Source organism: Bacteroides sp. 2201st1_D9_2201SCRN_220225 (genome assembly GCF_040928965.1).
GTDB classification, from domain to species: Bacteria; Bacteroidota; Bacteroidia; order Bacteroidales; family Bacteroidaceae; genus Bacteroides; species Bacteroides stercoris.
In genome coordinates, this window is the sequence record NZ_JBCODG010000058.1 from 1 (window position 1) to 22,727 (window position 22,727).

Consider the following 22,727-nt stretch of genomic DNA (forward strand, 5'->3'; position numbering starts at 1 on the left):
GGCGTGCCTCTTCAACCACTCGAGCATCTCTCCAATCAACATCTGTTCTGAAATCGGGTGCAAATTACAAAAAAAATGCGAACCGCGAGCGTTTTCAGCTACAAATGTATTCTTTTTTTTGTTCTTCCACTGCATTCTCAAAGTTTTATCCGCAAGAAAATCTCAAAATTAATAAACTTTAAAATCTTCGGAACGTTATTTGAGCATTCCAAACACTTTTAAAGCGTTTTCAGAAGTGATACGGCCTATTTCTTCAGGCGAATTTCCGTATATTTCCGCTACTTTTAACAGAGTATCCTTTACATTCGCACTCTCGTTTCTTTTACCCCGGTTCGGCACGGGAGTTAGATAAGGAGAATCTGTTTCAAGAACAATCCGTTCCAAGGGGATATTTTGCAAAACTTCCGGCAATCCCGATTTCTTAAATGTCACCACACCGTTAATCCCAATGAAGAAATTAGAAAACTCCAGCATACGGAATGCCTCTTCCCGTGTTCCCGTAAAACTATGGAAAATCCCCCTTAGAGAAGACGTTTTATACGGTTTCAATATATCATATATATAGTCGAATGCCTCCCGGCAATGAATCACTACGGGTAATCCATACTCCAACGCCCATCGCACCTGCCGTTCAAAGGCAATCTGCTGTTCCTTCAGGTAAGTTTCATCCCAATAAAGATCCATGCCTATTTCACCGATTGCGACATAACCGTCCGGCATTGCCAGATGTCCGGCCACAACAGCCAGTTCCTTCTCATAACCGGCATCCACGGAAGTGGGATGCAGACCTATCATCGGAAAACAATACCCCTTGTACTCCGAACAGACCTTAAGCATGGGTTCAATAGTGGTACTGTCTATATTGGGCATAAAAATATGGGTGACTCCCGCTTCCCGGGCGCGCATCATCACCTGCGGCAAATCCGATTGGAAGTCCTCCAAAAAAAGGTGGGAATGTGAATCTACTAATTTCATTTTGCAATCTCTTCTTTTTCACCGGTACGGTAATAATAAATCAAGCCATAAGCGCGACACAACTCCAGACGTTTTTCATTCGGCATAACCTCTGCGTATTTCCGCTCCACCTGGTTCCAGATATCCAGAATCAGAGCATCGGCTTCGGAGCGCATGGAAGCAAGAGCTTCCAGACTGCGCGCCGTCAGCGCCTGCAAGTTCCTCTGTCTCTCGTAGCTCTCCATGAAAATATCATAATGTACCCTGACTTTGGCAATGGTAGGATTATAAATAGGAATTCCGCCCTGAGAAATGCGCCGGCTCTCGCCTTCCACTATTTTACGTCCCCACTCTGCAAGGGCTGCCTCCGTAGACAAATCCGGAACATTATTGTTTCTCATATCCAAGCCGTAGAACTCCTTATGAACGGTACGCACCTCCGAACGAATCACTGCCAGATTCAGTACCTGGATAAAATGCGATATGTAAAGACGGGCAGTCTTTACATTTGCCTGATGCTTACGTCCCGCCTTTGACTGACGCTCAAAACATTCCACATAATACGAATGCGCCGCTTCAAACTTTACCAGGAAATTCCGGGCATCCGTAAGTACCTTCAGAGACACAGCCAAATCATACACATTATATGTGTCACCTTTGGCAACAACGGCTTTCAACGCACGTATTCTTGCCTGATCTGTATTTGGTAATCTTCTGTAAGGCATTCTTATCGGCTACTGACAATTACACTTCCCGGTACATCAACTCCTTTATAAGCTTATCCAGTTCTCTTTTCCTCTCAGCCGTCACATTCACGACAGCCAGGCTTTCCAAAGCCTTGTTGTTGTATTCCGACATTTTGTTTTCACAAAGGAGTTTAACCCCTATCCGGTTATACAAACCGGTTACAGCCTCTATCTTCTCAGCCGGGTCAAAGTCCGTAACGGTTATCCAATGCTTCAATTGCGTAGCCTGCTCCTTATCCGCATGTTCCAAAGCCTTTATCAACATATAGGTTTTCTTGTTGCACAGGATATCCCCACCTATATTTTTACCAAATACGGCAGTATCACCGTACACATCCAGCAAATCGTCTTTCAGCTGAAAAGCGACACCCATATTCATGCCAAAGTCATACAGCCGTTCCGCATCTTCAGCAGAGGCACCGCCCAACAATGCTCCGATTTTCAAACTTGCCGCCAGCAGCACGGATGTTTTCAGACGAATCATCTCCAGGTATTCCTCCTCCTTCACATCGCTCCGCTGCTCAAAATCCATATCCATCTGCTGACCTTCGCAAATTTCAAGAGCCGTCAGGCTGAACAAATCCATCACGGCCTTCAAGTGTTCGGCCGGACATTGCGCCATAAACTGATAAGCCAGCACCAGCATTGCGTCACCCGAAAGGATAGCCGTATTATCATTCCATACCTTATGCACCGTTTCTTTTCCGCGGCGTTTATCGGCACGGTCCATCAGGTCGTCATGCAGCAATGTATAATTATGATAGACCTCGATGCCTGTTGCCGGTGAGAATACCGGTCTGACATCTTCCTTATAAAGATTATAAGCCATCAGCATCAGCACGGGGCGGATTCTTTTTCCACCCATGGACAAAACATAGGCAACCGGGTCGTACAACCCTTTCGGAGTACGTTCAAACTGCAAATCCGCAATATGGGAATTTATTTTATCGAGAAGTTCGGAAGCTGTAAACATAAGTATTTCAAATTAGGAATGGCAGAGAATGAAAAGAGGCTGCCTAAAAGCAACCTCTTTACGCAATATTTAAATATATTAACTAAAAAAAACAAAATTACTGCAAGCGGAACATCACAGGCACTGTGTATTTAACACGTACCGCTTTACCACGCTGCATACCCGGTTTCCATTTCGGCATGGAGCTGATCACACGGATTGCCTCTTTATCCAAATACGGGTCAACACCTCTAAGCACTTTAGCATCTACGATACTACCGTCTCTGTTAACAACGAACTGTACGGTTACACGACCTTGAGTTCCGTTTTCCTGAGCGATAGTAGGATATTTGATGTTCTTGCTCAAATACTGCATCAAACCAGCCATACCACCATTAGGGAATTCCGGCATCTGTTCTACTACCTCGAAGATAGTTTGTTCTTCCGGTTCTTCCTCTTCAACAGCTACGGGAACATATTTGATTTCCACAGCCTGATTGGTTTCTTCAGATGTAGCTATCGTGGTTTCCTCCACATCTGCGTCGTCATCCACGATTGTCAGGGTTTCTGCAATCGACGGAGCTTCGGGGGGCGGTGGAGCCACCTGCTCGGGTTGTTCCGTAATCGGAATGATTTCCTCTTCAAATACAAGGTCGGTAATTGCCTGGCTCGTATCAATCTTGATATCACGTTTTGTCCATTCGAATGCAACGAACATAAACGCGAGCACAATCACGTAACCGACAAGCAGCCAAGTCGACTTTTTGTTCTCCAAGTCTGCCTTAGGTGTCTTTTTAATTTCCATAATTTATACTATAATTATTAGTGTTTCTCATTTTGGGCAAATATAGCACTTTTCCCACGATTGTTCTTGCCCGGCTGTGTTTTTTTACACAATAAACAAGGCATTTTTATTTTTTTAATTCTTCAAAAGCCTTCGTCAGCTTTTGTAGCGCAAAAGTAACGAGATATTTTAAAAATACCGTATCTTTGGCAAGAATTTTAAATGAAACGTTCAAAAAAATCTACCGAGAGAGAGATTCCTATATAAATTATGGTATAAAATCATTTCATATGAAAAAGATAACAATCGCAATCGACGGCTTCTCTTCGTGCGGAAAAAGCACAATGGCCAAGGACCTCGCCCGTGAAATCGGCTATATTTATATCGACAGCGGAGCCATGTACCGTGCCGTCACTTTATATAGTATGGAGAACGGTATCTTCACAGCCGAGGGCATCGATACGGAAAAACTGAAAAAGCAGATCAACAGCATCCGCATATCCTTTCAGCTGAACCCGGAAACGGGACGTCCCGACACCTACCTGAACGGCATCAATGTGGAAAAGAAAATCCGCACAATGGAAGTATCCTCCCGCGTCAGTCCCATTGCCGCCCTCGACTTTGTACGCGAAGCAATGGTGGCCCAGCAACAGGAAATGGGCAAAGCCAAAGGCATTGTCATGGACGGTCGCGACATCGGCACTACCGTATTTCCGGATGCCGAACTTAAGATATTCGTAACTGCCTCTCCCGAAATCCGTGCACAGCGCAGATACGATGAACTGAAAGCCAAAGGAGAGGAAGCCGGTTTCGACGAAATCCTGGAGAATGTGAAGCAGAGGGATTATATAGACCAGAACAGGGAAGTGAGTCCGCTCCGCAAAGCTGACGACGCACTGCTGCTCGACAACAGCCACATGACCATTTCCCAACAAAAGGAATGGCTGGCAGAACAGTTCGAAAAAGTGTGCAAATCATAACGCAAAAAGCTGCAATATGGCAAAAGTGGAAATAGACGAAGGTTCCGGCTTCTGCTTCGGGGTAGTTACCGCAATCAATAAAGCAGAAGAAGAGTTATCCAAAAGCGGAACATTATACTGTTTGGGAGACATTGTGCACAACAGCCGTGAAGTGGAGCGCTTGAAAGCAATGGGGCTTATCACCATCAACCACGAGGAGTTCAACCGCCTGCATAATGCCAAAGTTTTATTGCGGGCACACGGCGAACCGCCCGAAACCTATATAACCGCCAGACGCAACAATATTGAAATAATCGACGCCACTTGTCCGGTGGTTCTCCGCTTACAAAAGAAAATCAAGCAGGAGTATATTCAGGAAGACAATGAGGACAAACAAATCGTCATATACGGAAAGAACGGACATGCAGAAGTCCTGGGACTGGTGGGGCAAACCACAGGAAAAGCAATTGTTATAGAAAAGCTGGAAGAAGCCAAGTCACTTGATTTCAGCAAGAGCATACGCCTCTACTCGCAAACCACCAAGTCGCTGGATGAATTTCAAAAAATCGTGGAATACATAAAGGAACATATATCCTCCGATGTCACTTTCGAATATTACGACACCATATGCCGGCAAGTAGCCAACCGCATTCCCAACATCCGGAAATTCGCAGCTTCGCACGATTTGGTATTCTTCGTCAGCGGCAAGAAAAGTTCCAATGGAAAAATCCTGTTCAACGAATGCAAGAAGGTAAATCCCAACTCGCACCTTATCGACAGTGCGGAAGAGATAGACAACCGGTTACTCATTGGCACAGAGTCCATTGGTATTTGTGGAGCCACTTCCACTCCCAAATGGCTGATGGAAGAAATATCCAAGGCAATAAAATCACGAATTTAAAAAGCTTTTGTTATCTTTGCGAGCAGATTTTTTAAGGTAATTATTAACACTAAATAAAGAGATTGTTATGGGAACAATTAAGTGTATTGGTATTTTAACATCGGGCGGCGACGCTCCGGGAATGAATGCGGCTATCCGTGCGGTAACACGTGCGGCTATCTACAACGGACTTCAGGTTAAAGGCATATATAGAGGTTACAAAGGCTTGGTAACCGGTGAAATCAAAGAATTCAAAAGCCAGAATGTAAGTAACATCATCCAATTGGGCGGTACTATCCTGAAAACAGCACGCTGTAAAGAGTTTACCACGCCCGAAGGACGGCAGATAGCATACGATAACATGAAGAAAGAGGGTATCGATGCCCTGGTGGTTATCGGTGGCGACGGCTCTCTGTCCGGTGCACGCATCTTTGCGCAGGAATTTGATGTGCCCTGTATCGGTCTGCCGGGAACCATCGACAACGACCTGTACGGAACGGATACCACAATCGGTTACGACACCGCCCTGAATACGATTTTGGATGCCGTAGACAAAATCCGCGACACCGCAACTTCTCACGAACGTCTTTTCTTCGTCGAGGTTATGGGACGCGATGCCGGTTTCCTTGCCTTGAACGGCGCTATCGCATCCGGAGCCGAGGCTGCCATCATACCGGAATTCAGCACGGAAGTGGACCAATTGGAAGAGTTCATCAAGAACGGTTTCCGGAAGTCTAAGAACAGCAGCATCGTGCTCGTTGCCGAAAGTGAACTGACCGGTGGTGCAATGCACTATGCGGAACGTGTGAAAAACGAATATCCCCAATACGACGTACGCGTCACAATCCTCGGACACTTGCAGCGTGGCGGTAGTCCTACGGCACACGACCGTATCCTTGCCAGCCGATTGGGTGCTGCCGCAATCGACGCCATCATGGAAGGACAACGTAATGTGATGATAGGCATAGAACACGATGAAGTGGTTTATGTACCTTTCACGAAAGCCATCAAAAACGACAAGCCGATCAAGAAAGACCTGGTTAATGTACTGAGGGAACTTTCCATTTAATAAAGCCCCGATAGGATAAACCCAAGAGGGCCGAAGTGGTTTTAACATTTTCTTTCAGGCACGGAGTGCATGGATTTCACGGTTCCGGTTTACAAGAACCATGAAATCCATGCACTCCGTGCCTGAAAAATTATCATAATGCAAGAGGTTCTTTAAATTTTCCTCAACAAGTGTTCTATCCGTTTTTTGAGGATTTATAACCACTTCTCCACAATCTTCTCCGTCCTGTTCCACAACTCCTGCATCTGCACATGGCGGGTATACTTCCCGGAAAGATGCTTGGGACGGCAACTCGCATTTAAAGTTCCCGTACGTTTTCCGGCATCCTCATCCAGCAGCAGATGAACAGCTGTTGCAGCTCCTTGCCGGGGAGTGCGGATAAAAGGCCGGAATAAGATATCTGTCAGCGGGTCGAACCACATGTGCATCGTTATCATATCGGTAGACACGATACCCGGATCGGCCGCATTCACCACAATCCCTTTTTCCCTGACCCGATTCGCCAGATTAACGGTAAACAAGGTCAGAGCCAGTTTCGTATTGCTATAAACAGGAATGCGCCAGAAACCTCCTCTCTTTCCAAGATGGAAGAAATCCGGAAAGTCGAGACGCCCTATGGCATAAGTACAAGACACCATATTGACAATACGGCTCCCCTTTTCCATCAGAGGAATAAGTTTGCGTGTCAGCAAATAAGGAGCAACATAATTAACACTCACCGTACGTTCCAAACCATCCTCAGTGATGTGACGCCCTGTTTCCATTGTTCCGGCATTATTCATCAGCAGACTGACGGTATCACCCCTTTTCAACATTCTTTCGGCAAAAGCCGCCACAGATGCAAGCGAAGCTAAGTCAATGCCCAATACCTCAATATATGGGTTACCGGTGTCATGCACCAGCATATCCCTTACCCTTTCCGCTTTTTCCGGACGGTAACAGGCCATGATTATTTTATATCCGGCCGTAGCCACAGCACGGGTTATTTCCGTTCCCATACCACCGTCTGCACCGGTTATGATAGCAAGTTTCATGTTTACCAAGTATAAATTGCCAATAATAAGAAAGATTCAATCACCCCTTCGCTTCTATTTTCTCTATCTCCTTTTTCAAGCAGGCAGGCAGTTCTTCCTGCAAATGCTGATGACAAGCCATTTCTATGGAATACATCCGGGCTATGCAGTAATTACTATGCCTACAGCTGCAACGGGCATTCTCCTCCTTGCGCATACGGTTCACAAAGCCCGGTTCGTTGAGCAGGGCGCGTGCCATCTGTACAGCCTCAAAACCATTGTCCAGCACCTCATCTATCTTGGCACGCGACACCAGTCCTCCCACATATATCAACGGCATCTTCAGCTCTGCACGGAACTTCAGGGCGTCTTCCAGGAAATAGGCTTCTTTGAACGGCACAGACGGTATCATCCACCTGCCCGCCATGCGTACTCCATACTTCAACCACCAGCATGGCATATAATGTGTCATGCTGCGAATCGGCATTTCCCCACGCATCACATACATAGGCGCTTTACTTACAAAACCGCCGCTCAATACCAATCCATGTGCGCCCGAGCATTCAAGACGCTTGGCCACTTGCATCGTCTCATCTATCTCCATGCCGCCCCGGAAACCGTCACGCATGTTTATCTTCACAAGCACTGCCATATCGCTGCCGGCAGCCTTCATCACTTCATCCATCACCATATCCATAAAGCGCATGCGGTTTTCCAGAGAACCGCCAAATTCATCTTTACGATGATTGGTCGAAGGCGAAAGGAACTGGCTGATAAGGTAGCCATGTCCGGCATGAATTTCCACTGCATCAAATCCCGCCTCACGGGCCAGATTCACCGCCTTTCCGTAAGCACGTGCCATCTCCGGCAGTTCACCGGCACGCAAACCACGCACAAAAGTAGGTGAATACAGGTTGAAACCGCTGCTGGCACCGACCGGGGTACACCCGCAAATACTCTTATGGGACATGTTTCCGCAATGCCCCAACTGGATTCCGGCGGCGGCACCTTCCGCATGTATCGCATCGGTCAGTTTGCGAAGCCCCGGAATTATTTCAGGGCGCATCCACAACTGGCGGTCAAAAGAAAGCCCGCTCTGAGTAACGGCCGCATAAGCCACAGTAGTCATACCGATGCCTCCTGCCGCAACCGAACGGTGATAATCGAGCAACATGTCCGAAGGGGCATTTCCGGGACACATACTTTCAAAAGCAGCCGAACGGATGGTACGGTTGCGCAATGTCAGCGGTCCGAAAGTAACCGGAGTGAATAATTTTGATTCCATGTGATAGTTTCCTGATTTATGATTTATGGTTTGTCCTTTCAATAGATATAAGGTATGATACGCTTGCGTTTTCCTACCGCCTCATCACCGAATTCTTTCCGGTAGCGGCTGTAAATGGCATTGGCACGGGGAACGAGATTGGCAAAAGTCCACCACACAAACACCCATGCGGCAGGCGAAGCAGTAAGTATGGCAAAACCGGTCCATTCTACCAATTCACCGAAATAGTTGGCAGAAGTGACATAGCGATAAAGACCTTTCTCAGGAAGGTAATGATTCGTGTCGCCCGGCTTACGCAAATGGCGAATCACATGGTCGGAATGAAGATTGATAAGCATACCGGCAAAAAACAACAGAAGCCCCGACCACGCATGAGTCTTCAGCAAATAAGTCCAACCACCGGAATACATCCCTTCGGAAGCAAAGTAAAACAGACCGCCAGCCTGCATCATTCCGTTCAGCACATTAAATACAATGCCCATCATCATAATAGTTACCGGCATCCGGCTTTTTCCTTTCAGCAGAAAAGGAAAAATAAACGACCTTTGGAAATAGTGTAGCTGGAACAGCAGGAAGAAAAGATATACCGGCACGGTAAAGCCTGCCCCACTCCTGCCCCACAACCAAAACATAACGATAAAGACCGGCGCTTCCATCAATACCCACGCCGCCTTGTTACTAATGGAATATCCCCACGATGCGGTACGGAACATCCCATATCCGGCTTTGACGAAATAAAGAGCGATGAACACAAAAAGCGCAATGACGCACATCACTCCCAAAAACAGATGAAACCCTTCTTCGCTCATGTTCTTTTGTTTAAGTGTGACAAATATAGGGAAAACCTGTAACAATCAAATCGTTTTCCCGCAGCAATTATCAAAAACATACAGAAACGGATAACGCAAAGAGCGTGGATGTTTATCCGTTCCGCCACGGGAAAATGAATAAGGTATCGCTGTCCGGCTTTCCAACCGCAACAACGATACCTTATACGACCCGGCAATCCGAGGTCTGTGCTTTGAAACGGATCTACCGCTTCTTAATAGGAATGTATGCTACTTCTTCCAATACATTCTTATATGCCGGACGAATAATGCGCTTACCTTCGAAGTTCAACTCTTCATTACGATGTGCACACCAGCCCACGATACGCGCCATGGCAAACAGCGGAGTAAATATTTCCTGCGGCAACCCGATCATTTCATATACGAAACCGGAGTAAAAATCCACATTGCTCGAAACCGTCTTGCCGTTGTTCTTCACACGGCCGAAAACTTCGATGGCTCGTTCTTCCAGCAATTCAAGGAAAGCAAACTCACGCTCTTTCCCTTTCTCGCGGGCAAGGTCGCGGGCAAGTTCCTTTAAAAGTATGGCACGAGGGTCTGAAATGGTATAGACGGCATGTCCGATACCGTATATCAATCCCGTCTTGTTATATACCTCCTTGTTCAGCATACGGGTGAAATAAGTGTCAATCTCGTCTACATTCGTCCAATCCCGGATATTCTCCTGCAAATGGTGGAACATGTCGGTAACCTGGATATTGGCGCCACCGTGAAGCGGGCCTTTCAGGGAACCGATGCCCGCAGCGATAGCAGAATAGGTATCAGTTCCGGTAGAGGACGTTACGCGTACGGTGAACGTAGAGTTGTTACCGCCGCCGTGCTCCGCCTGCAACACCAGCAACAGGTCAAGGGTACGGGCATCCAGTTCCGTATAATCCTTTTTCAGCATATACAGGAAATTCTCCGCGAGAGAAAGATTCTCCTGCGGATGCCGGATATGCAACGAACGGCCGTGAGTGGCATGGCGAAGCATATTGAAAGCATAGGCTATGATGGTGGGGAACTTGGAAATAAGGTCTATGCTCTGGCGCATCAGATTATCGCGCGACGTATCATCGGCATTCGGGTCAAAGCGATACATCTCGAGCACGCTTCGCGCCAGGATATTCATTATATTATTCCCTTCAAGCTCGATGATGTTCATCTTCGTTTTCTGTTCCAACGGCATATTATCGTTAATCAGCTCACGGAAAGAAGCCAGTTCCTCCCTGTCGGGCAAACGGCCTGAAAGCAGCAGATACGCCACTTCTTCAAAGCCGAAACGTTTCTCCTTGAGAATGGCATGTGCCAAATCCTCAAGGTCGTAGCCACGGTAGAACAATTTGCCCGGAATAGGCTTCAGACCTCCGCCCGGAATGCGCTCGTACCCCACTACGTTGCCAATCTTGGTGAGCCCAACCAGCACACCTGTACCGTCTTCATTACGCAATCCGCGCTTCACATCAAACTTCTTGAACAGTTCGTTCTCAATCCGGGTCGCTTCTTTCAGGTCTTCGGAAAGTTTGTAAATCAAATATTCTTTCTTCATAATATTTTTATTTTGTCTGGTTTATGGGGGAATTATTTGCAGAAGCTTCTATCCTGTTCACGATTTCCCGTGTAAAAGCCGATGTAGACAACGGGACACCACCCTGCATGAAGCGGGCCAAATCGACTGTAGCACGACCTTCTGTGAAACTGTTCTCCAGTGCTTCCTCTATCAGTAAGGCGGCCTCTTTCCAACCCAGATGTTCGAGCATCATCACCGCCGAAAGAATCATGGAACACGGATTCACAATGTCTTTTCCGGCAATATTGGGAGCCGTGCCATGAGTGGCCTCAAAAATGGCATGTCCCGTCCTGTAATTAATGTTGGCTCCCGGAGCGATACCGATGCCGCCCACCATAGCAGCCAACTGGTCGGAAATATAATCACCGTTCAAATTCAGAGTGGCAATGACCGAATATTCTTCGGGAACAAGCAAGGTATTCTGCAAAAAGGCATCGGCAATGCAATCCTTAACAACAAGACGTCCCTCCGCTATATCTTTTCCAAACTCACGCTCCGCCAGCTCATAGCCCCATTTCTTGAAGCCGCCTTCGGTAAACTTCATGATATTGCCTTTGTGTACCAGCGTTACAGAGGGCAGACCGTTTTCGAGCGCATAACGGCAAGCCGCACGCACCAGCCGCTCCGTTCCCTCTTTAGACACAGGTTTCACGCCAAAAGATGAAGTTTCGGGAAAACGCACCTTGGTCACGCCCATCTCATCATGCAGGAAGCGATAGAACTTTTCGGCTTCCGGTGTTCCGGCTTCCCATTCGATGCCGGCGTAGATATCTTCCGTATTCTCACGGAATACGCACATGTTTACCTTCTGCGGTTCTTTCACCGGCGAAACTACACCTTTATACCAACGCACGGGACGCAGGCACACATACAAATCGAGTGTCTGGCGCAACGCCACGTTCAGCGAACGGATACCGCCGCCGACCGGTGTAGTCAACGGTCCCTTAATACCTACCTTATAAGTCCGGAATGCTTCCATCGTTTCTTCCGGCAACCAGGAACCCGTTTCATTAAATGCCCGCTCACCTGCCAGCACTTCTTTCCATTCGATACTCCGGCCGTCTCCATAGGCTTTCTTCAAGGCTGCATCCACCACAGCCTGCATGGACGGAGTGACCTCTGCCCCTACTCCGTCACCTGTAATAAAAGGTACAGTAATCTTTTCCATATTCTATCGTGCATTTAATGCAGAGCCGGCACGGAACCAGCCTATCTGCTGTTCATTATACGTATGTTGTACTTCGAAGCTCTCCTTGCTGCCGTCCTCGTGATGAAGCACCACTTTCAGGTTACGTCCCGGAGCAAAGTCTTTCAAGCCGACAACGGAAAGCAAGTCATGCTCCCGAATTTTATCATAATCCGCCTTATCGGTAAAGGTCAGCGCCAGCATGCCCTGTTTCTTCAAATTCGTCTCGTGGATACGTGCAAAGCTCTTTGCCAGTATGACACGTACATTCAGGAAACGCGGTTCCATAGCGGCATGTTCACGGCTAGAACCCTCGCCATAGTTTTCTTCGGCAACGACAATGGAAGGAATCCCTTCGGACTTATACAGTTTGGCTGTACCGGACACCGTTCCGTACGTATTTGTAGAACGGTTCCACACTTTATTCGTTTCTCCGTTAAAGGCATTGACAGCCCCCATCAGCATATTATCCGAAATATTCTCCAAATGCCCGCGGAAACGAAGCCACGGACCTGCCATCGAGATATGATCGGTGGTACACTTACCCTGCGTTTTAATCAGCAGAGGCATATTCAGCAAATCCTCTCCGTCCCAAGCCGGGAAAGGAGCAAGCAGTTGCAGGCGTTGCGACTGGGGAGCCACCGCAATATCCGTCTTTGCATGGGAAGGCGCGACATATCCCTCGCTCCCTGCCGTAAATCCTTCCGGCGGCAGCTCTTCGCCTATCGGTTCGGAGAGTTTAACCTGTTCGCCATCGGCATTGAGCAATGTATCTTTCAGCGGATTGAAACATAAATCTCCGGCAATGGTCAATGCCATTGTCAGTTCGGGAGAGGCTACAAAGGCATACGTATTCGGATTTCCATCCGCACGCTTGGCAAAGTTCCGGTTGAAAGAAGTTACAATAGAATTCTTACGAGTAGGATCATCGGTCACACGCTTCCATTGTCCGATACAAGGGCCGCAGGCATTTGCCATAATTGTAGCGCCTATTTTTTCAAAAGCGTCAATCATACCGTCACGCTCTGCGGTTGCACGTATGCGTTCCGAACCCGGATTGACAATCAGCGGAGCAGCCGCATGCAACCGCTTCTCTGTTACCTGATGCGCCAAAGACACCGCACGGCTCAAATCCTGGTAGGATGAATTGGTACAGGAACCGATAAGCCCTACCTCCATTTTACGGGGATAGCCGTTCTTCAAAACCTTCTCGGCAAACTCCGAAATAGACGTGGCGGCATCCGGAGTAAACGGTCCGTTGATATAAGGCTCCAATGTGGAAAGGTCTATGTCGATAATACGGTCATAGTATTTCTCCGGATTGGCAACCACTTCATCATCGGCACGAAGTCCTTTGGCAACGGCAGTAGCCATATCTGCCACTTCCGCACGTCCGGTAGCTTTCAGATAGGCAGCCATACGCTCATCATAAGGGAACAGAGAAGTCGTAGCTCCCACTTCCGCACCCATGTTACAAATCGTAGCTTTTCCGGTAGCTGAAAGTGAAGCAGTACCCGGACCGAAATATTCGATAATGGCATTTGTTCCGCCTTTTACAGTCAAAATCCCTGCCAGTTTCAAGATAACGTCTTTAGGAGCAGCCCATCCGTTTAATTTTCCAGTGAGGCGCACGCCAATCAAGCGGGGCATCTTCAACTCCCATTCCATACCTGTCATCACATCCACCGTATCAGCACCGCCGACACCGATAGCCACCATTCCCAAACCGCCGGCATTCGGGGTATGAGAATCGGTACCTACCATCATGCCGCCGGGAAAAGCATAGTTTTCCAACACCACCTGATGGATGATACCTGCTCCGGGTTGCCAGAAACCGATACCGTAACGAGAAGAAACATCCCGAAGAAAATTATACACCTCCTCATTCGTTTTGGTTGCAGTGGCAATATCTTCTTTCGCTCCTTTATAAGCCTGAATCAAATGGTCGCAATGTACGGTCGAAGGAACAGCCACCTCATCACGTCCTGCATTCATAAACTGTAATAATGCCATCTGTGCAGTTGCATCCTGCATAGCCACACGGTCGGGCCGGAAGTTCACATAGTCTTCGCCGCGTTTATAGTCCTTCACATTCTTCTCATCGTACAGATGAGCATACAAGATTTTTTCCGCTAAAGTCAACGGACGTTGCAATATCGTCCGAATGCGTTCTATTTTCCCCTCATAAAGTGTATAAAACGCTTTGAGCATTGCTAAATCATATACCATAACCACTCTTTTTAAAAAATTCAATATTGTAAATATTACAAATTAATACAATAAACAAATCATAATAAGGAAAAGTTTAACAAAATAAAGCATTTCTTCCCCTAAAGGCTGAGATTTATTACCTTTGCAGGTATGAAAGAACAAGATACAAACAGTCCTATTATACACCTCCAGCGGCAACAGCTTCTGTTGCGTATGGAATATGAATACGAAAAAGAAGAATTCAAGCGACAAACAGAGAACATGGGCGTCGCCCGAAAAGTCAAGCGGGGAGTTTGCTGGTATCCTGCCTCACCAGGTCGAAGTTACTATAACTCGTTGAATCAATTAGTAATAGAAATTACACATACCGAGAACCTCGATATAGAACATAACTTTGAGTTCGGACGCCCCGTCTGTTTCTTCCGTCAATCTGCCGACGGTAAAATCACTTACTTCAATTTTACAGCCACCGTCAGTTATGCTGACGAAGCACGCATGGTAGTGATTATGCCCGGTGCCGGAGCTATTATGGATATACAATCCGCAGATAATCTCGGAGTCCAGCTTTATTTCGACGAAACTTCTTACCGCACGATGTTCGAGGCACTGGAAGATGTCCTGCGTGCAAAAGGCAACCGGCTTGCCGAATTGCGGGATATCCTGTTGGGTACGGTCAAAACCGGTTTCCGTGAGCTTTATCCGGTACGCTTCCCCTGGTTGAACTCCACTCAGGAGAGCGCCGTCAATAAAGTGCTATGCGCCCGCGATGTAGCCATTGTACACGGGCCTCCTGGAACAGGCAAAACCACCACGCTTGTAGAAGCCATCTACGAAACCCTGCACCGCGAACCCCAAGTATTGGTATGCGCCCAAAGCAATATGGCTGTCGACTGGATTTCCGAAAAGCTGGTGGACAGAGGCGTGAATGTGCTACGAATCGGCAACCCCACACGCGTCAACGACAAAATGCTCTCTTTCACTTATGAACGCCGTTTCGAAAATCATCCGCTTTATCCCGAATTATGGAGTATCCGTAAAGAACTGAGGCTACTGGGCGGTAAATCCCGCCGCGGCAGTTACGATGAACGCGAAGGGATACGCAACCGTATGAGCCGCCTGCGTGACCGTGCCACCACACTGGAAATACAAATCAACAGTGAGTTGTTCGACAGCGCCCACGTCATAGCCTCTACACTTGTAAGCAGCAATCACCGCCTTTTAAACGGACGCCGTTTCGGCACACTGTTTATCGACGAAGCCGCCCAAGCCCTGGAAGCCGCCTGCTGGATAGCCATCCGTAAAGCAGACCGTGTAGTATTGGCAGGAGACCATTGCCAGCTTCCGCCTACCATCAAATGTTACGAAGCCGCACGTGGCGGGCTGGAACGGACTTTAATGGAAAAAGTCGTAGCCGGCAAGTCGTCTGCCGTATCTTTATTGAAAGTACAATATCGCATGCACGAAGACATCATGCGCTTCTCATCGGATTGGTTTTACGGCGGAGAGCTGGAAGCTGCTCCCGAAATACGTCACCGGGGAATCTTGGATTGGGATACTCCCGTTACATGGCTCGACACTTCCGGCATGGATTTCAAGGAAGAATTTGTCGGAGAAACCTTCGGGCGTATCAACAAAGAAGAAGCAGGCTTATTGCTGAAAGAGCTGGAAGCGTACATCCAACGGATAGGCGGAAACCGGATTCTCGAAGAACGTATCGACTTCGGACTCATCTCACCTTACAAGGCACAAGTGCAATACTTGCGGGGAAAAATAAAAGGCAGCGCTTCGCTACGTCCCTACCGCAGTCTGATAACAGTCAATACCGTCGACGGATTTCAGGGACAGGAACGTGATGTAATCTTTATCAGTCTGGTACGTGCCAATGAAGAAGGACAGATCGGCTTTCTGAACGATTTACGCAGAATGAATGTGGCGATAACAAGGGCACGCATGAAATTGGTTATCCTGGGAGAAGCGGCTACCCTAAGCCACCATGCTTTCTACAAGAAACTGCTTGAATATGTAAGGACTATTAATGATAAGCAATAAAAAAGAGGGTATGTCAAGACTAAAATCCGCTTGCCATTTGTTTCTTTTCAGATACGGAATCATCAAGCGTATTTTGACACACCCCCTTTTGTCATTCTCCGATTTACACCGGGAATCAGTTGTTTTCCGGACGGAGTTTGCGAACCGTTACGGCTGTCTGCCACATTTCGCTTTCACGCAATGCTTTCAGTTCTTCGTTCAGTTTCTCACGATAGTCGGGTTTGGAATTGCTGTCGATGGAAATCTGGGCTTCGTTACCGGACTTCACGCTCTGATACAGTTTCTGTACAACCGGCTTGATAGCATCGTGGAACGGGCCCATCCAGTCGAGTGCCCCGCGTTGGGCAGTAGTGGAACAGTTGGCATACATCCAGTCCATACCGTTCTTTGCAAACAACGGCATCAATGACTGGGTCAGCTCTTCAACCGTTTCGTTGAACGCTTCCGACGGAGTATGGCCGTTTTCACGCAACACCTCGTACTGAGCCAACAGCAATCCCTGGATAGCACCCATCAAAGAACCGCGTTCACCGGTCAGGTCGGAAGTTGCTTCACGGATGAAAGTAGTTTCAAACAGATAACCGGAACCGATGCCGATACCCAATGCAAGCGTTCTGTCCAAAGCCTTGCCCGTAGCATCCTGATAGATAGCGTAAGAAGAGTTCAAGCCACGGCCTTCGAGGAACATTGTACGCAGTGACGTACCCGAACCTTTGGGGGCAACCATAATAACATCAATATCCGTGGGAGGAACCACACCCGTACGGTCGCTCCAGGTAATAGCGAAACCGTGAGAGAAGTAAAGAGCCTTTCCGGGAGTCAAGAACGGCTTGATAGTAGGCCATACGGACATTACAGCCGCATCCGACAACAGACACATAACGATAGTACCTTTCTGGCAAGCATCCTCGATGCTGAACAACGTCTCGCCCGGAACCCATCCGTCTGCAACCGCTTTCTCATAAGTCTTACCCTGACGCTGGCCTACGATAACGTTGAAGCCATTGTCGCGCAGGTTGCAAGCCTGACCGGGACCCTGTACACCGTAACCGATAACTGCGATTGTCTCATCCTTTAAAATCTCACGTGCTTTTTCCAAAGGAAACTCTTCGCGGGTCATTACATTTTCAATAACACCGCCAAAATTCAATTGTGCCATTTTTTAGTTTTAATTTTTATTTGTGGCTTATGCCAACCGATTGATTAATAAATTATTTCTCTACAAATATCACTTTAGAACGGCAAACCGCTTCGCCGCCATTCTTTCTTACTTCTATATCATACGTGCCGTTTCCTACATAGTCCTTATAAAAGGTAAGCTCGTCACCGTAATAGCTCTCCGCCACATATGCCATTTCGAAACGGCGGATGCGGCTCTCCTTATACAACTCTATCGGAAACAGATCAAGAATATGCTCGATATAGCGAATGCTGTTCACATGTCCGTTAATATCAATATCGCTATATTTGGCATTCAGGGAAGAAGCCGGTTCCGTAGAAGTCACTTTTATACGCGAGGGCTTCTCGATGGGGCAAGGCTCGTCGCACACATAATCCACGATACTGCCGCCATGCAAAGCCAGCAGGTCGGCGGGTTTACGGGTATTGAGACTAATCATCGCCCATACGGAACGGGCATACCCTATCTTTTTTCCGTCTTTGTCGATAATGGCAAAGTTACGGTCGGTGAAGAGGCGGTACACGTTTTCCACCCACGTCCGGATAGAAAAATCCTCGTATTGATACGGCATTTCATCCAACTCGACAGCCAGGCGGGAAAGCACCCACGTATAATTGTCCTCATTCAAGGTAGCAATACCGAAACCGCGTTCCGTGGCATGAAACCCTGCACAGTTCAGCAAATGGTTGCCAAGCACACCCATTGTCAGGCGGCCGGTAAAGTCCACATGGAACGGTTCGGCTACAAACTTATAAGTTCCTATCTTATTATTCTCACTCATAGTCCTTCTTGTTCTTTACTCCGGCGGTATTTTGCTTCACGATCCGCCAGATATTCGTTTACGCGTTCAAAGCAGCTTGTCGTGATGGCCACGCGGCCGGAACGTACAAACTGGAGTACGCACTCCAAAGCACTCAGCTCTTCATAGAGGTTGGTTATCTCCTCGCTCATACCGTTCTTTTCTACAATGGAGAACACGGAGTTCACCTCCACGATGCGCGCGTTGTATTTACGGATGATTTTGGACACTTCCGGTTTCTCTTCCAGTATGGGGGTCGTTATCTTATACAGCGCAATCTCATGCTGGTAGATTTCATCGTCCGTGAAATAGTGCGCCTGCAGCACATCTATTTTTTTGGTGATTTGCTTCGTCACCTTCTCGATAGTATCCTTATCCGTCCAGGCTGTAATGGTATATTTATGTACCCCCTTGATAGAGGATGCCGAAACGTTCAAACTCTCGATATTGATTTGCCGGCGGGTAAATACAGCCGTTACCTGATTCAGCAAACCTGCAAAGTTTTCCGAATGAACGATGATTGTATATAATGTCTTGTCCACGTTGGTTTAATTATAATTCATAATTCTCTAACATTCCAGCAACATCTGGTTCACCGAGCCGCCCGGCGGTGTCATCGGCATCACATTTCCTTCCTCCTCTACGCAAGCTTCCAGCAGGAACGGGCCGTCTGTTGCAATCATCTCACCGATGGCTTTCGCCAATTCCTCGCGGGTAAATACCCGACGTGCCGGAATTTCGTAGGCGGAAGCAATCTTCATATAGTCGGGATTCATCATTGGAGTGAACGAATAGCGGCGGTTGAAGAACATGGCCTGCCATTGACGAACATTACCGAGGAAGTTATTGTTCAGCAAAATCATCTTGACGGGCGCTTTCTGTTCCATTACCGTACCCAGCTCCTGCAGGTTCATCTGCAAACCGCCGTCACCCATAAAGACGCAAACCGTGCGGTCGGGACGACCGAAAGTAGCGCCGATAGCGGCAGGAAGACCGAAACCCATTGTGCCCAAGCCGCCGGAAGTGACGATGCTGCGTTCCTTGCTATACTTAAAGTAACGGGCGGACATCATCTGGTTCTGACCTACATCCGTTACCAAAACAGCCTCATTGTCCGTAGCCTCGCTGACGGCACGCACCACTTCACCCATGCTCAACTTATCTCCTGCCGGATGCAGTTCGGGACGGATAACCTTCTCCTCTTCCATCTGCTCGTAGGGCAGGAAGCTATCCAGCCACTCTTTATGTCCGGCAGGTTTCAGCAATTCGGTTACTGCGGCAAGAGTCTCCTTACAGTTGCCCAATACGGCCACATCCGTCTTTACGTTCTTGTCTATCTCCGCCGGGTCGATGTCGAAATGGATTATTTTTGCCTGCGACGCATACGTAGCCAGCTTGCCCGTAACACGGTCGTCAAAGCGCATACCCACTGCAATCAGCACATCGCATTTATTGGTATTGATATTCGGTCCCAGATTGCCGTGCATACCCAGCATGCCTTTGTTCAGAGGATGAGCCGTAGGCAATGCGGAAAGCCCCAGCAGCGTACATCCCGCAGGTATATCCGCCTTTTCGATGAAAGCACGCAATTCGTTCTGCGCATTGCCGAGTTCCACGCCCTGCCCCACCAATACCAACGGACGCTCCGCCGCATTTATCAGTTCGGCGGCTTGTTGTATGGCTTCCGGTTCCATTTCGGGCACAGGCAGATAGCTGCGTACATAATCCACTTCGACAGGCGTGTATTCCGTCTTATCCACCTGGGCATTCTTGGCAAAATCCAGTACCACCGGACCGGGACGTCCGCTCCGTGCGATATAGAAAGCGCGGGCCACCGCCCATGCCACATCTTCCGCACGGCGAATCTGGTAACTCCACTTCGTGATAGGTTGCGTAATGCCTACCAAATCCACTTCCTGAAAGGCATCCGTTCCGAGAAATCCCGTAGCCACCTGTCCGGCAATGACAACAACCGGTGTGCTGTCTATCATGGCATCTGCAATACCTGTAATGGTATTCGTAGCGCCCGGACCGCTGGTAACCAGACATACGCCGACCTCGCCCGACACACGTGCAAAGCCTTGTGCGGCATGAGTAGCCCCCTGTTCGTGGCGAACCAGGATATGATTCAAATTCTTCCGGTGATCGTACAAGGCATCGAATACCGGCATGATGCTGCCACCCGGATAACCGAAAATGGTCTTTACTCCCTGATGCTCCAGAGAGCGCATCAATGCTTCTGCGCCTGTTATTAAGTTTTCCATATCTATTTATTATTGTTTTTCGGGTACGGAATTCCCAATTATTCTATCAGTCTCACAGCCCCTTTATCAGCCGAGCTTACCATACTTGCATACGCTTTCAATGCTTTCGACACCTGGCGGTCGCGGGTTACCGGCGTCATGGGACGGGCAGCCAGCTCCTCATCCGTCAGTTTCACATTGATGGAGCGGTTCGGTATATCTATTTCGATGATGTCACCGTCCTGAATCTTACCGATATTGCCTCCGGCAGCAGCTTCGGGAGAGATATGTCCGATGCTCAGTCCGGAAGTGCCGCCACTGAAGCGTCCGTCGGTAATCAGCGCACACTCCTTGCCCAAATGACGGGATTTGATGTACGAAGTGGGATAAAGCATTTCCTGCATGCCCGGACCGCCTTTCGGACCCTCGTGAGTGATGACAACGACATCGCCGCTGACAACCTTTCCACCCAGAATACCGTCGCACGCAGCTTCCTGCGAGTCGAATACTTTGGCAGGACCGGTAAACTTCCAGATGCTTTCATCCACTCCCGCCGTTTTTACCACGCAGCCGTCCTGCGCTATATTTCCTTTCAGTACAGCCAGTCCGCCGTCCTTGCTGTAAGCATGCTGCAGGTCGCGGATACAACTTTCGGCACGGTCGGTGTCCAATTCCTTATAATAAGTATCCTGCGAACCGAGTGCCAGATTAAACTTTCCGGCAGCGGCACTGGAATATTTCCTGACCGCCTCCTCACAGACGTTCGGGCCGGTGATGCAATACCTGTCTATCTCCTCGGCCAGCGTCATTCCGTCTACGCGGCGTACGGCCGTGTCCACCAATCCGCCTTTGGCAAGTTCGCCCATAATGGCAACGATGCCGCCGGCACGGTTTACATCCTGTACATGATATTTTTGGGTATTGGGAGCAACTTTACACAGGCAGGGCGTTTTGCGCGACAGCATATCTATGTCGTCCATCGTGAAGTCCGCTCCGGCTTCATGGGCCACCGCCAGCAGGTGAAGCACCGTATTGGTAGAACCGCCCATTGCAATATCCAGCGTCATCGCATTCAGGAACGCCTCGCGGGTGGCAATGCTGCGGGGGAGCACACTTTCGTCTCCTTCCTCATAATACTTATAAGCGTTTTCAACAATCAGCCTGGCAGCGTCCTTAAACAGTTGCTTGCGGTTTGCGTGGGTAGCCACAATCGTACCGTTACCCGGAAGAGCCAGTCCGATAGCTTCGTTCAGGCAGTTCATGGAATTGGCGGTAAACATACCCGAACAGCATCCGCAGGTGGGACAGGCATGCTGTTCAATCTTGGCAACATCCGCATCGCTCACGCTGTTGTCGGCCGACTTAATCATTGCATCAATCAAGTCAAGATGCTGTCCGTTCCACTCCCCGGCTTCCATAGGACCGCCGGAAACGAACACCGTAGGGATGTTCAGCCTCATCGCAGCCATAAGCATACCCGGAGTAATCTTGTCGCAGTTGCTGATGCACACCATAGCATCCGCCTTATGCGCATTCACCATATACTCCACGCTGTCGGCTATGATGTCGCGCGAGGGCAACGAGTACAGCATACCGTCATGCCCCATCGCAATGCCGTCGTCAATGGCAATCGTATTGAACTCGGCGGCAAAGCAGCCTTGCTTTTCTATCTCTTCCTTTACAAACTGACCTATCTCGTGCAGATGCACATGTCCCGGCACAAACTGGGTAAAAGAGTTGACTATCGCGATTATGGGCTTTCCCATCTGTTCTTTCTTCATGCCGTTGGCCGTCCATAACGCGCGGGCACCTGCCATACGGCGGCCTTGTGTGCTGAACGAACTGCGTAACTGATGTTTCATCTTATCTGTCTCCTTTTATGAAAAAAGCCTTTCTCACCGTAATGAGAAAGGCTTACTATAAATATCTTTACCGTACAAATACATACACAACCTTTCTCACGCTCTTGATGCCACCACCACGACGCGAATAATATGCAGGACTGCCAGGTTTATGGATG

19 protein-coding genes are annotated in these 22,727 nt (G+C 48.4%); 4 read left to right on the plus strand and 15 right to left on the minus strand.

The genetic code is table 11. From position 1 onward, the window contains the following. Positions 1-195: 195 nt before the first annotated feature. The 4 genes from AB5903_RS16495 to AB5903_RS16510 form a co-directional block, all read right to left on the minus strand. A complete protein-coding gene (locus AB5903_RS16495) occupies positions 196-975 on the minus strand; it encodes a TatD family hydrolase (protein WP_195658005.1) in 780 nt (259 codons plus the stop codon). Further along, the gene (locus AB5903_RS16500; protein ID WP_005657175.1) at positions 972-1,679 is read right to left on the minus strand and encodes a hypothetical protein; all 708 of its coding nucleotides are present in this window, start codon (positions 1,677-1,679) and stop codon (positions 972-974) included. Before AB5903_RS16500 ends, AB5903_RS16495 begins: the two co-directional genes overlap by 4 nt. Positions 1,680-1,698: 19 nt before the next feature. Beyond that, positions 1,699-2,673, minus strand: a complete 975-nt coding sequence (locus tag AB5903_RS16505; protein WP_272710200.1) for a polyprenyl synthetase family protein — start codon at positions 2,671-2,673, stop codon at positions 1,699-1,701. 97 nt (positions 2,674-2,770) lie between these two features. Beyond that, entirely contained in the window at positions 2,771-3,457 is a 687-nt protein-coding gene (locus AB5903_RS16510) for an energy transducer TonB (protein WP_005657177.1), read from the minus strand. 269 nt (positions 3,458-3,726) lie between these two features. On the opposite strand from AB5903_RS16510, the gene cmk reads away from it, so the two are divergent. The 3 genes from cmk to pfkA all read left to right on the plus strand — a co-directional run bounded on the left by cmk (position 3,727) and on the right by pfkA (position 6,344). After that, positions 3,727-4,416: a (d)CMP kinase gene (cmk, locus tag AB5903_RS16515; RefSeq protein ID WP_005657178.1), complete on the plus strand. Its 690-nt coding sequence runs from the start codon at positions 3,727-3,729 to the stop codon at positions 4,414-4,416. 16 nt (positions 4,417-4,432) lie between these two features. Then, entirely contained in the window at positions 4,433-5,296 is an 864-nt protein-coding gene (locus AB5903_RS16520; RefSeq protein WP_022104034.1) for a 4-hydroxy-3-methylbut-2-enyl diphosphate reductase, read from the plus strand. Between the two features lie 67 nt (positions 5,297-5,363). Beyond that, positions 5,364-6,344, plus strand: a complete 981-nt coding sequence (gene pfkA, locus AB5903_RS16525; protein ID WP_005657182.1) for a 6-phosphofructokinase — start codon at positions 5,364-5,366, stop codon at positions 6,342-6,344. A gap of 194 nt (positions 6,345-6,538) precedes the next feature. Here the strand turns inward: pfkA and AB5903_RS16530 are convergent, their stop codons facing one another. The 6 genes from AB5903_RS16530 to AB5903_RS16555 form a co-directional block, all read right to left on the minus strand. Continuing rightward, positions 6,539-7,378 (minus strand): SDR family oxidoreductase, encoded by an 840-nt coding sequence (locus tag AB5903_RS16530; protein ID WP_368118040.1) that lies wholly within the window; start codon positions 7,376-7,378, stop codon positions 6,539-6,541. A gap of 40 nt (positions 7,379-7,418) precedes the next feature. Next, positions 7,419-8,642: an NADH:flavin oxidoreductase gene (locus AB5903_RS16535; RefSeq protein ID WP_368118041.1), complete on the minus strand. Its 1,224-nt coding sequence runs from the start codon at positions 8,640-8,642 to the stop codon at positions 7,419-7,421. A 38-nt stretch (positions 8,643-8,680) separates the two neighbouring features. Continuing rightward, positions 8,681-9,451: a DUF1295 domain-containing protein gene (locus AB5903_RS16540; RefSeq protein WP_368118042.1), complete on the minus strand. Its 771-nt coding sequence runs from the start codon at positions 9,449-9,451 to the stop codon at positions 8,681-8,683. A gap of 223 nt (positions 9,452-9,674) precedes the next feature. Continuing rightward, positions 9,675-11,018 carry a citrate/2-methylcitrate synthase gene (locus AB5903_RS16545; protein WP_005657190.1) on the minus strand — a complete coding sequence of 448 codons (1,344 nt, stop codon included), beginning with the start codon at positions 11,016-11,018 and terminating at the stop codon, positions 9,675-9,677. A gap of 7 nt (positions 11,019-11,025) precedes the next feature. Continuing rightward, positions 11,026-12,207, minus strand: coding sequence for an NADP-dependent isocitrate dehydrogenase (gene icd, locus AB5903_RS16550; protein WP_368118043.1), 1,182 nt, complete (start codon positions 12,205-12,207; stop codon positions 11,026-11,028). 3 nt (positions 12,208-12,210) lie between these two features. Then, positions 12,211-14,454: an aconitate hydratase gene (locus tag AB5903_RS16555; protein WP_368118044.1), complete on the minus strand. Its 2,244-nt coding sequence runs from the start codon at positions 14,452-14,454 to the stop codon at positions 12,211-12,213. Positions 14,455-14,586: 132 nt separating this feature from the next. Between AB5903_RS16555 and AB5903_RS16560 the strand changes: the two genes are divergently transcribed. Further along, complete coding sequence (locus AB5903_RS16560) at positions 14,587-16,485, plus strand: AAA domain-containing protein (protein WP_368118045.1); 1,899 nt, start codon at positions 14,587-14,589, stop codon at positions 16,483-16,485. 115 nt (positions 16,486-16,600) lie between these two features. Here AB5903_RS16560 and ilvC read toward each other — a convergent pair whose 3' ends face one another. The 5 genes from ilvC to ilvD are packed head-to-tail and all read right to left on the minus strand — an operon-like array spanning position 16,601 to position 22,569. Further along, a complete protein-coding gene (gene ilvC / locus AB5903_RS16565) occupies positions 16,601-17,644 on the minus strand; it encodes a ketol-acid reductoisomerase (RefSeq protein ID WP_016661806.1) in 1,044 nt (347 codons plus the stop codon). Between the two features lie 52 nt (positions 17,645-17,696). Then, complete coding sequence (locus tag AB5903_RS16570; protein ID WP_005657199.1) at positions 17,697-18,446, minus strand: acyl-[acyl-carrier-protein] thioesterase; 750 nt, start codon at positions 18,444-18,446, stop codon at positions 17,697-17,699. Continuing rightward, positions 18,443-19,006 (minus strand): acetolactate synthase small subunit, encoded by a 564-nt coding sequence (gene ilvN, locus AB5903_RS16575; protein ID WP_005657201.1) that lies wholly within the window; start codon positions 19,004-19,006, stop codon positions 18,443-18,445. Before ilvN ends, AB5903_RS16570 begins: the two co-directional genes overlap by 4 nt. A gap of 27 nt (positions 19,007-19,033) precedes the next feature. Next, entirely contained in the window at positions 19,034-20,728 is a 1,695-nt protein-coding gene (gene ilvB / locus AB5903_RS16580; RefSeq protein WP_117940781.1) for a biosynthetic-type acetolactate synthase large subunit, read from the minus strand. Positions 20,729-20,766: 38 nt separating this feature from the next. Then, positions 20,767-22,569 (minus strand): dihydroxy-acid dehydratase, encoded by a 1,803-nt coding sequence (gene ilvD / locus AB5903_RS16585; RefSeq protein ID WP_368118046.1) that lies wholly within the window; start codon positions 22,567-22,569, stop codon positions 20,767-20,769. Positions 22,570-22,727 lie beyond the last annotated feature (158 nt).

What these genes read in the sequence shown, in the direction of transcription:
- AB5903_RS16495 (WP_195658005.1), bottom strand. Translation starts at nt 975, where the DNA reads ATGAAATTAGTAGATTCACATTCCCACCTTTTTTTGGAGGACTTCCAA.
- AB5903_RS16500 (WP_005657175.1), bottom strand. Translation starts at nt 1,679, where the DNA reads ATGCCTTACAGAAGATTACCAAATACAGATCAGGCAAGAATACGTGCG.
- AB5903_RS16505 (WP_272710200.1), bottom strand. Translation starts at nt 2,673, where the DNA reads ATGTTTACAGCTTCCGAACTTCTCGATAAAATAAATTCCCATATTGCG.
- AB5903_RS16510 (WP_005657177.1), bottom strand. Translation starts at nt 3,457, where the DNA reads ATGGAAATTAAAAAGACACCTAAGGCAGACTTGGAGAACAAAAAGTCG.
- cmk (WP_005657178.1), top strand. Translation starts at nt 3,727, where the DNA reads ATGAAAAAGATAACAATCGCAATCGACGGCTTCTCTTCGTGCGGAAAA.
- AB5903_RS16520 (WP_022104034.1), top strand. Translation starts at nt 4,433, where the DNA reads ATGGCAAAAGTGGAAATAGACGAAGGTTCCGGCTTCTGCTTCGGGGTA.
- pfkA (WP_005657182.1), top strand. Translation starts at nt 5,364, where the DNA reads ATGGGAACAATTAAGTGTATTGGTATTTTAACATCGGGCGGCGACGCT.
- AB5903_RS16530 (WP_368118040.1), bottom strand. Translation starts at nt 7,378, where the DNA reads ATGAAACTTGCTATCATAACCGGTGCAGACGGTGGTATGGGAACGGAA.
- AB5903_RS16535 (WP_368118041.1), bottom strand. Translation starts at nt 8,642, where the DNA reads ATGGAATCAAAATTATTCACTCCGGTTACTTTCGGACCGCTGACATTG.
- AB5903_RS16540 (WP_368118042.1), bottom strand. Translation starts at nt 9,451, where the DNA reads ATGAGCGAAGAAGGGTTTCATCTGTTTTTGGGAGTGATGTGCGTCATT.
- AB5903_RS16545 (WP_005657190.1), bottom strand. Translation starts at nt 11,018, where the DNA reads ATGAAGAAAGAATATTTGATTTACAAACTTTCCGAAGACCTGAAAGAA.
- icd (WP_368118043.1), bottom strand. Translation starts at nt 12,207, where the DNA reads ATGGAAAAGATTACTGTACCTTTTATTACAGGTGACGGAGTAGGGGCA.
- AB5903_RS16555 (WP_368118044.1), bottom strand. Translation starts at nt 14,454, where the DNA reads ATGGTATATGATTTAGCAATGCTCAAAGCGTTTTATACACTTTATGAG.
- AB5903_RS16560 (WP_368118045.1), top strand. Translation starts at nt 14,587, where the DNA reads ATGAAAGAACAAGATACAAACAGTCCTATTATACACCTCCAGCGGCAA.
- ilvC (WP_016661806.1), bottom strand. Translation starts at nt 17,644, where the DNA reads ATGGCACAATTGAATTTTGGCGGTGTTATTGAAAATGTAATGACCCGC.
- AB5903_RS16570 (WP_005657199.1), bottom strand. Translation starts at nt 18,446, where the DNA reads ATGAGTGAGAATAATAAGATAGGAACTTATAAGTTTGTAGCCGAACCG.
- ilvB (WP_117940781.1), bottom strand. Translation starts at nt 20,728, where the DNA reads ATGGAAAACTTAATAACAGGCGCAGAAGCATTGATGCGCTCTCTGGAG.
- ilvD (WP_368118046.1), bottom strand. Translation starts at nt 22,569, where the DNA reads ATGAAACATCAGTTACGCAGTTCGTTCAGCACACAAGGCCGCCGTATG.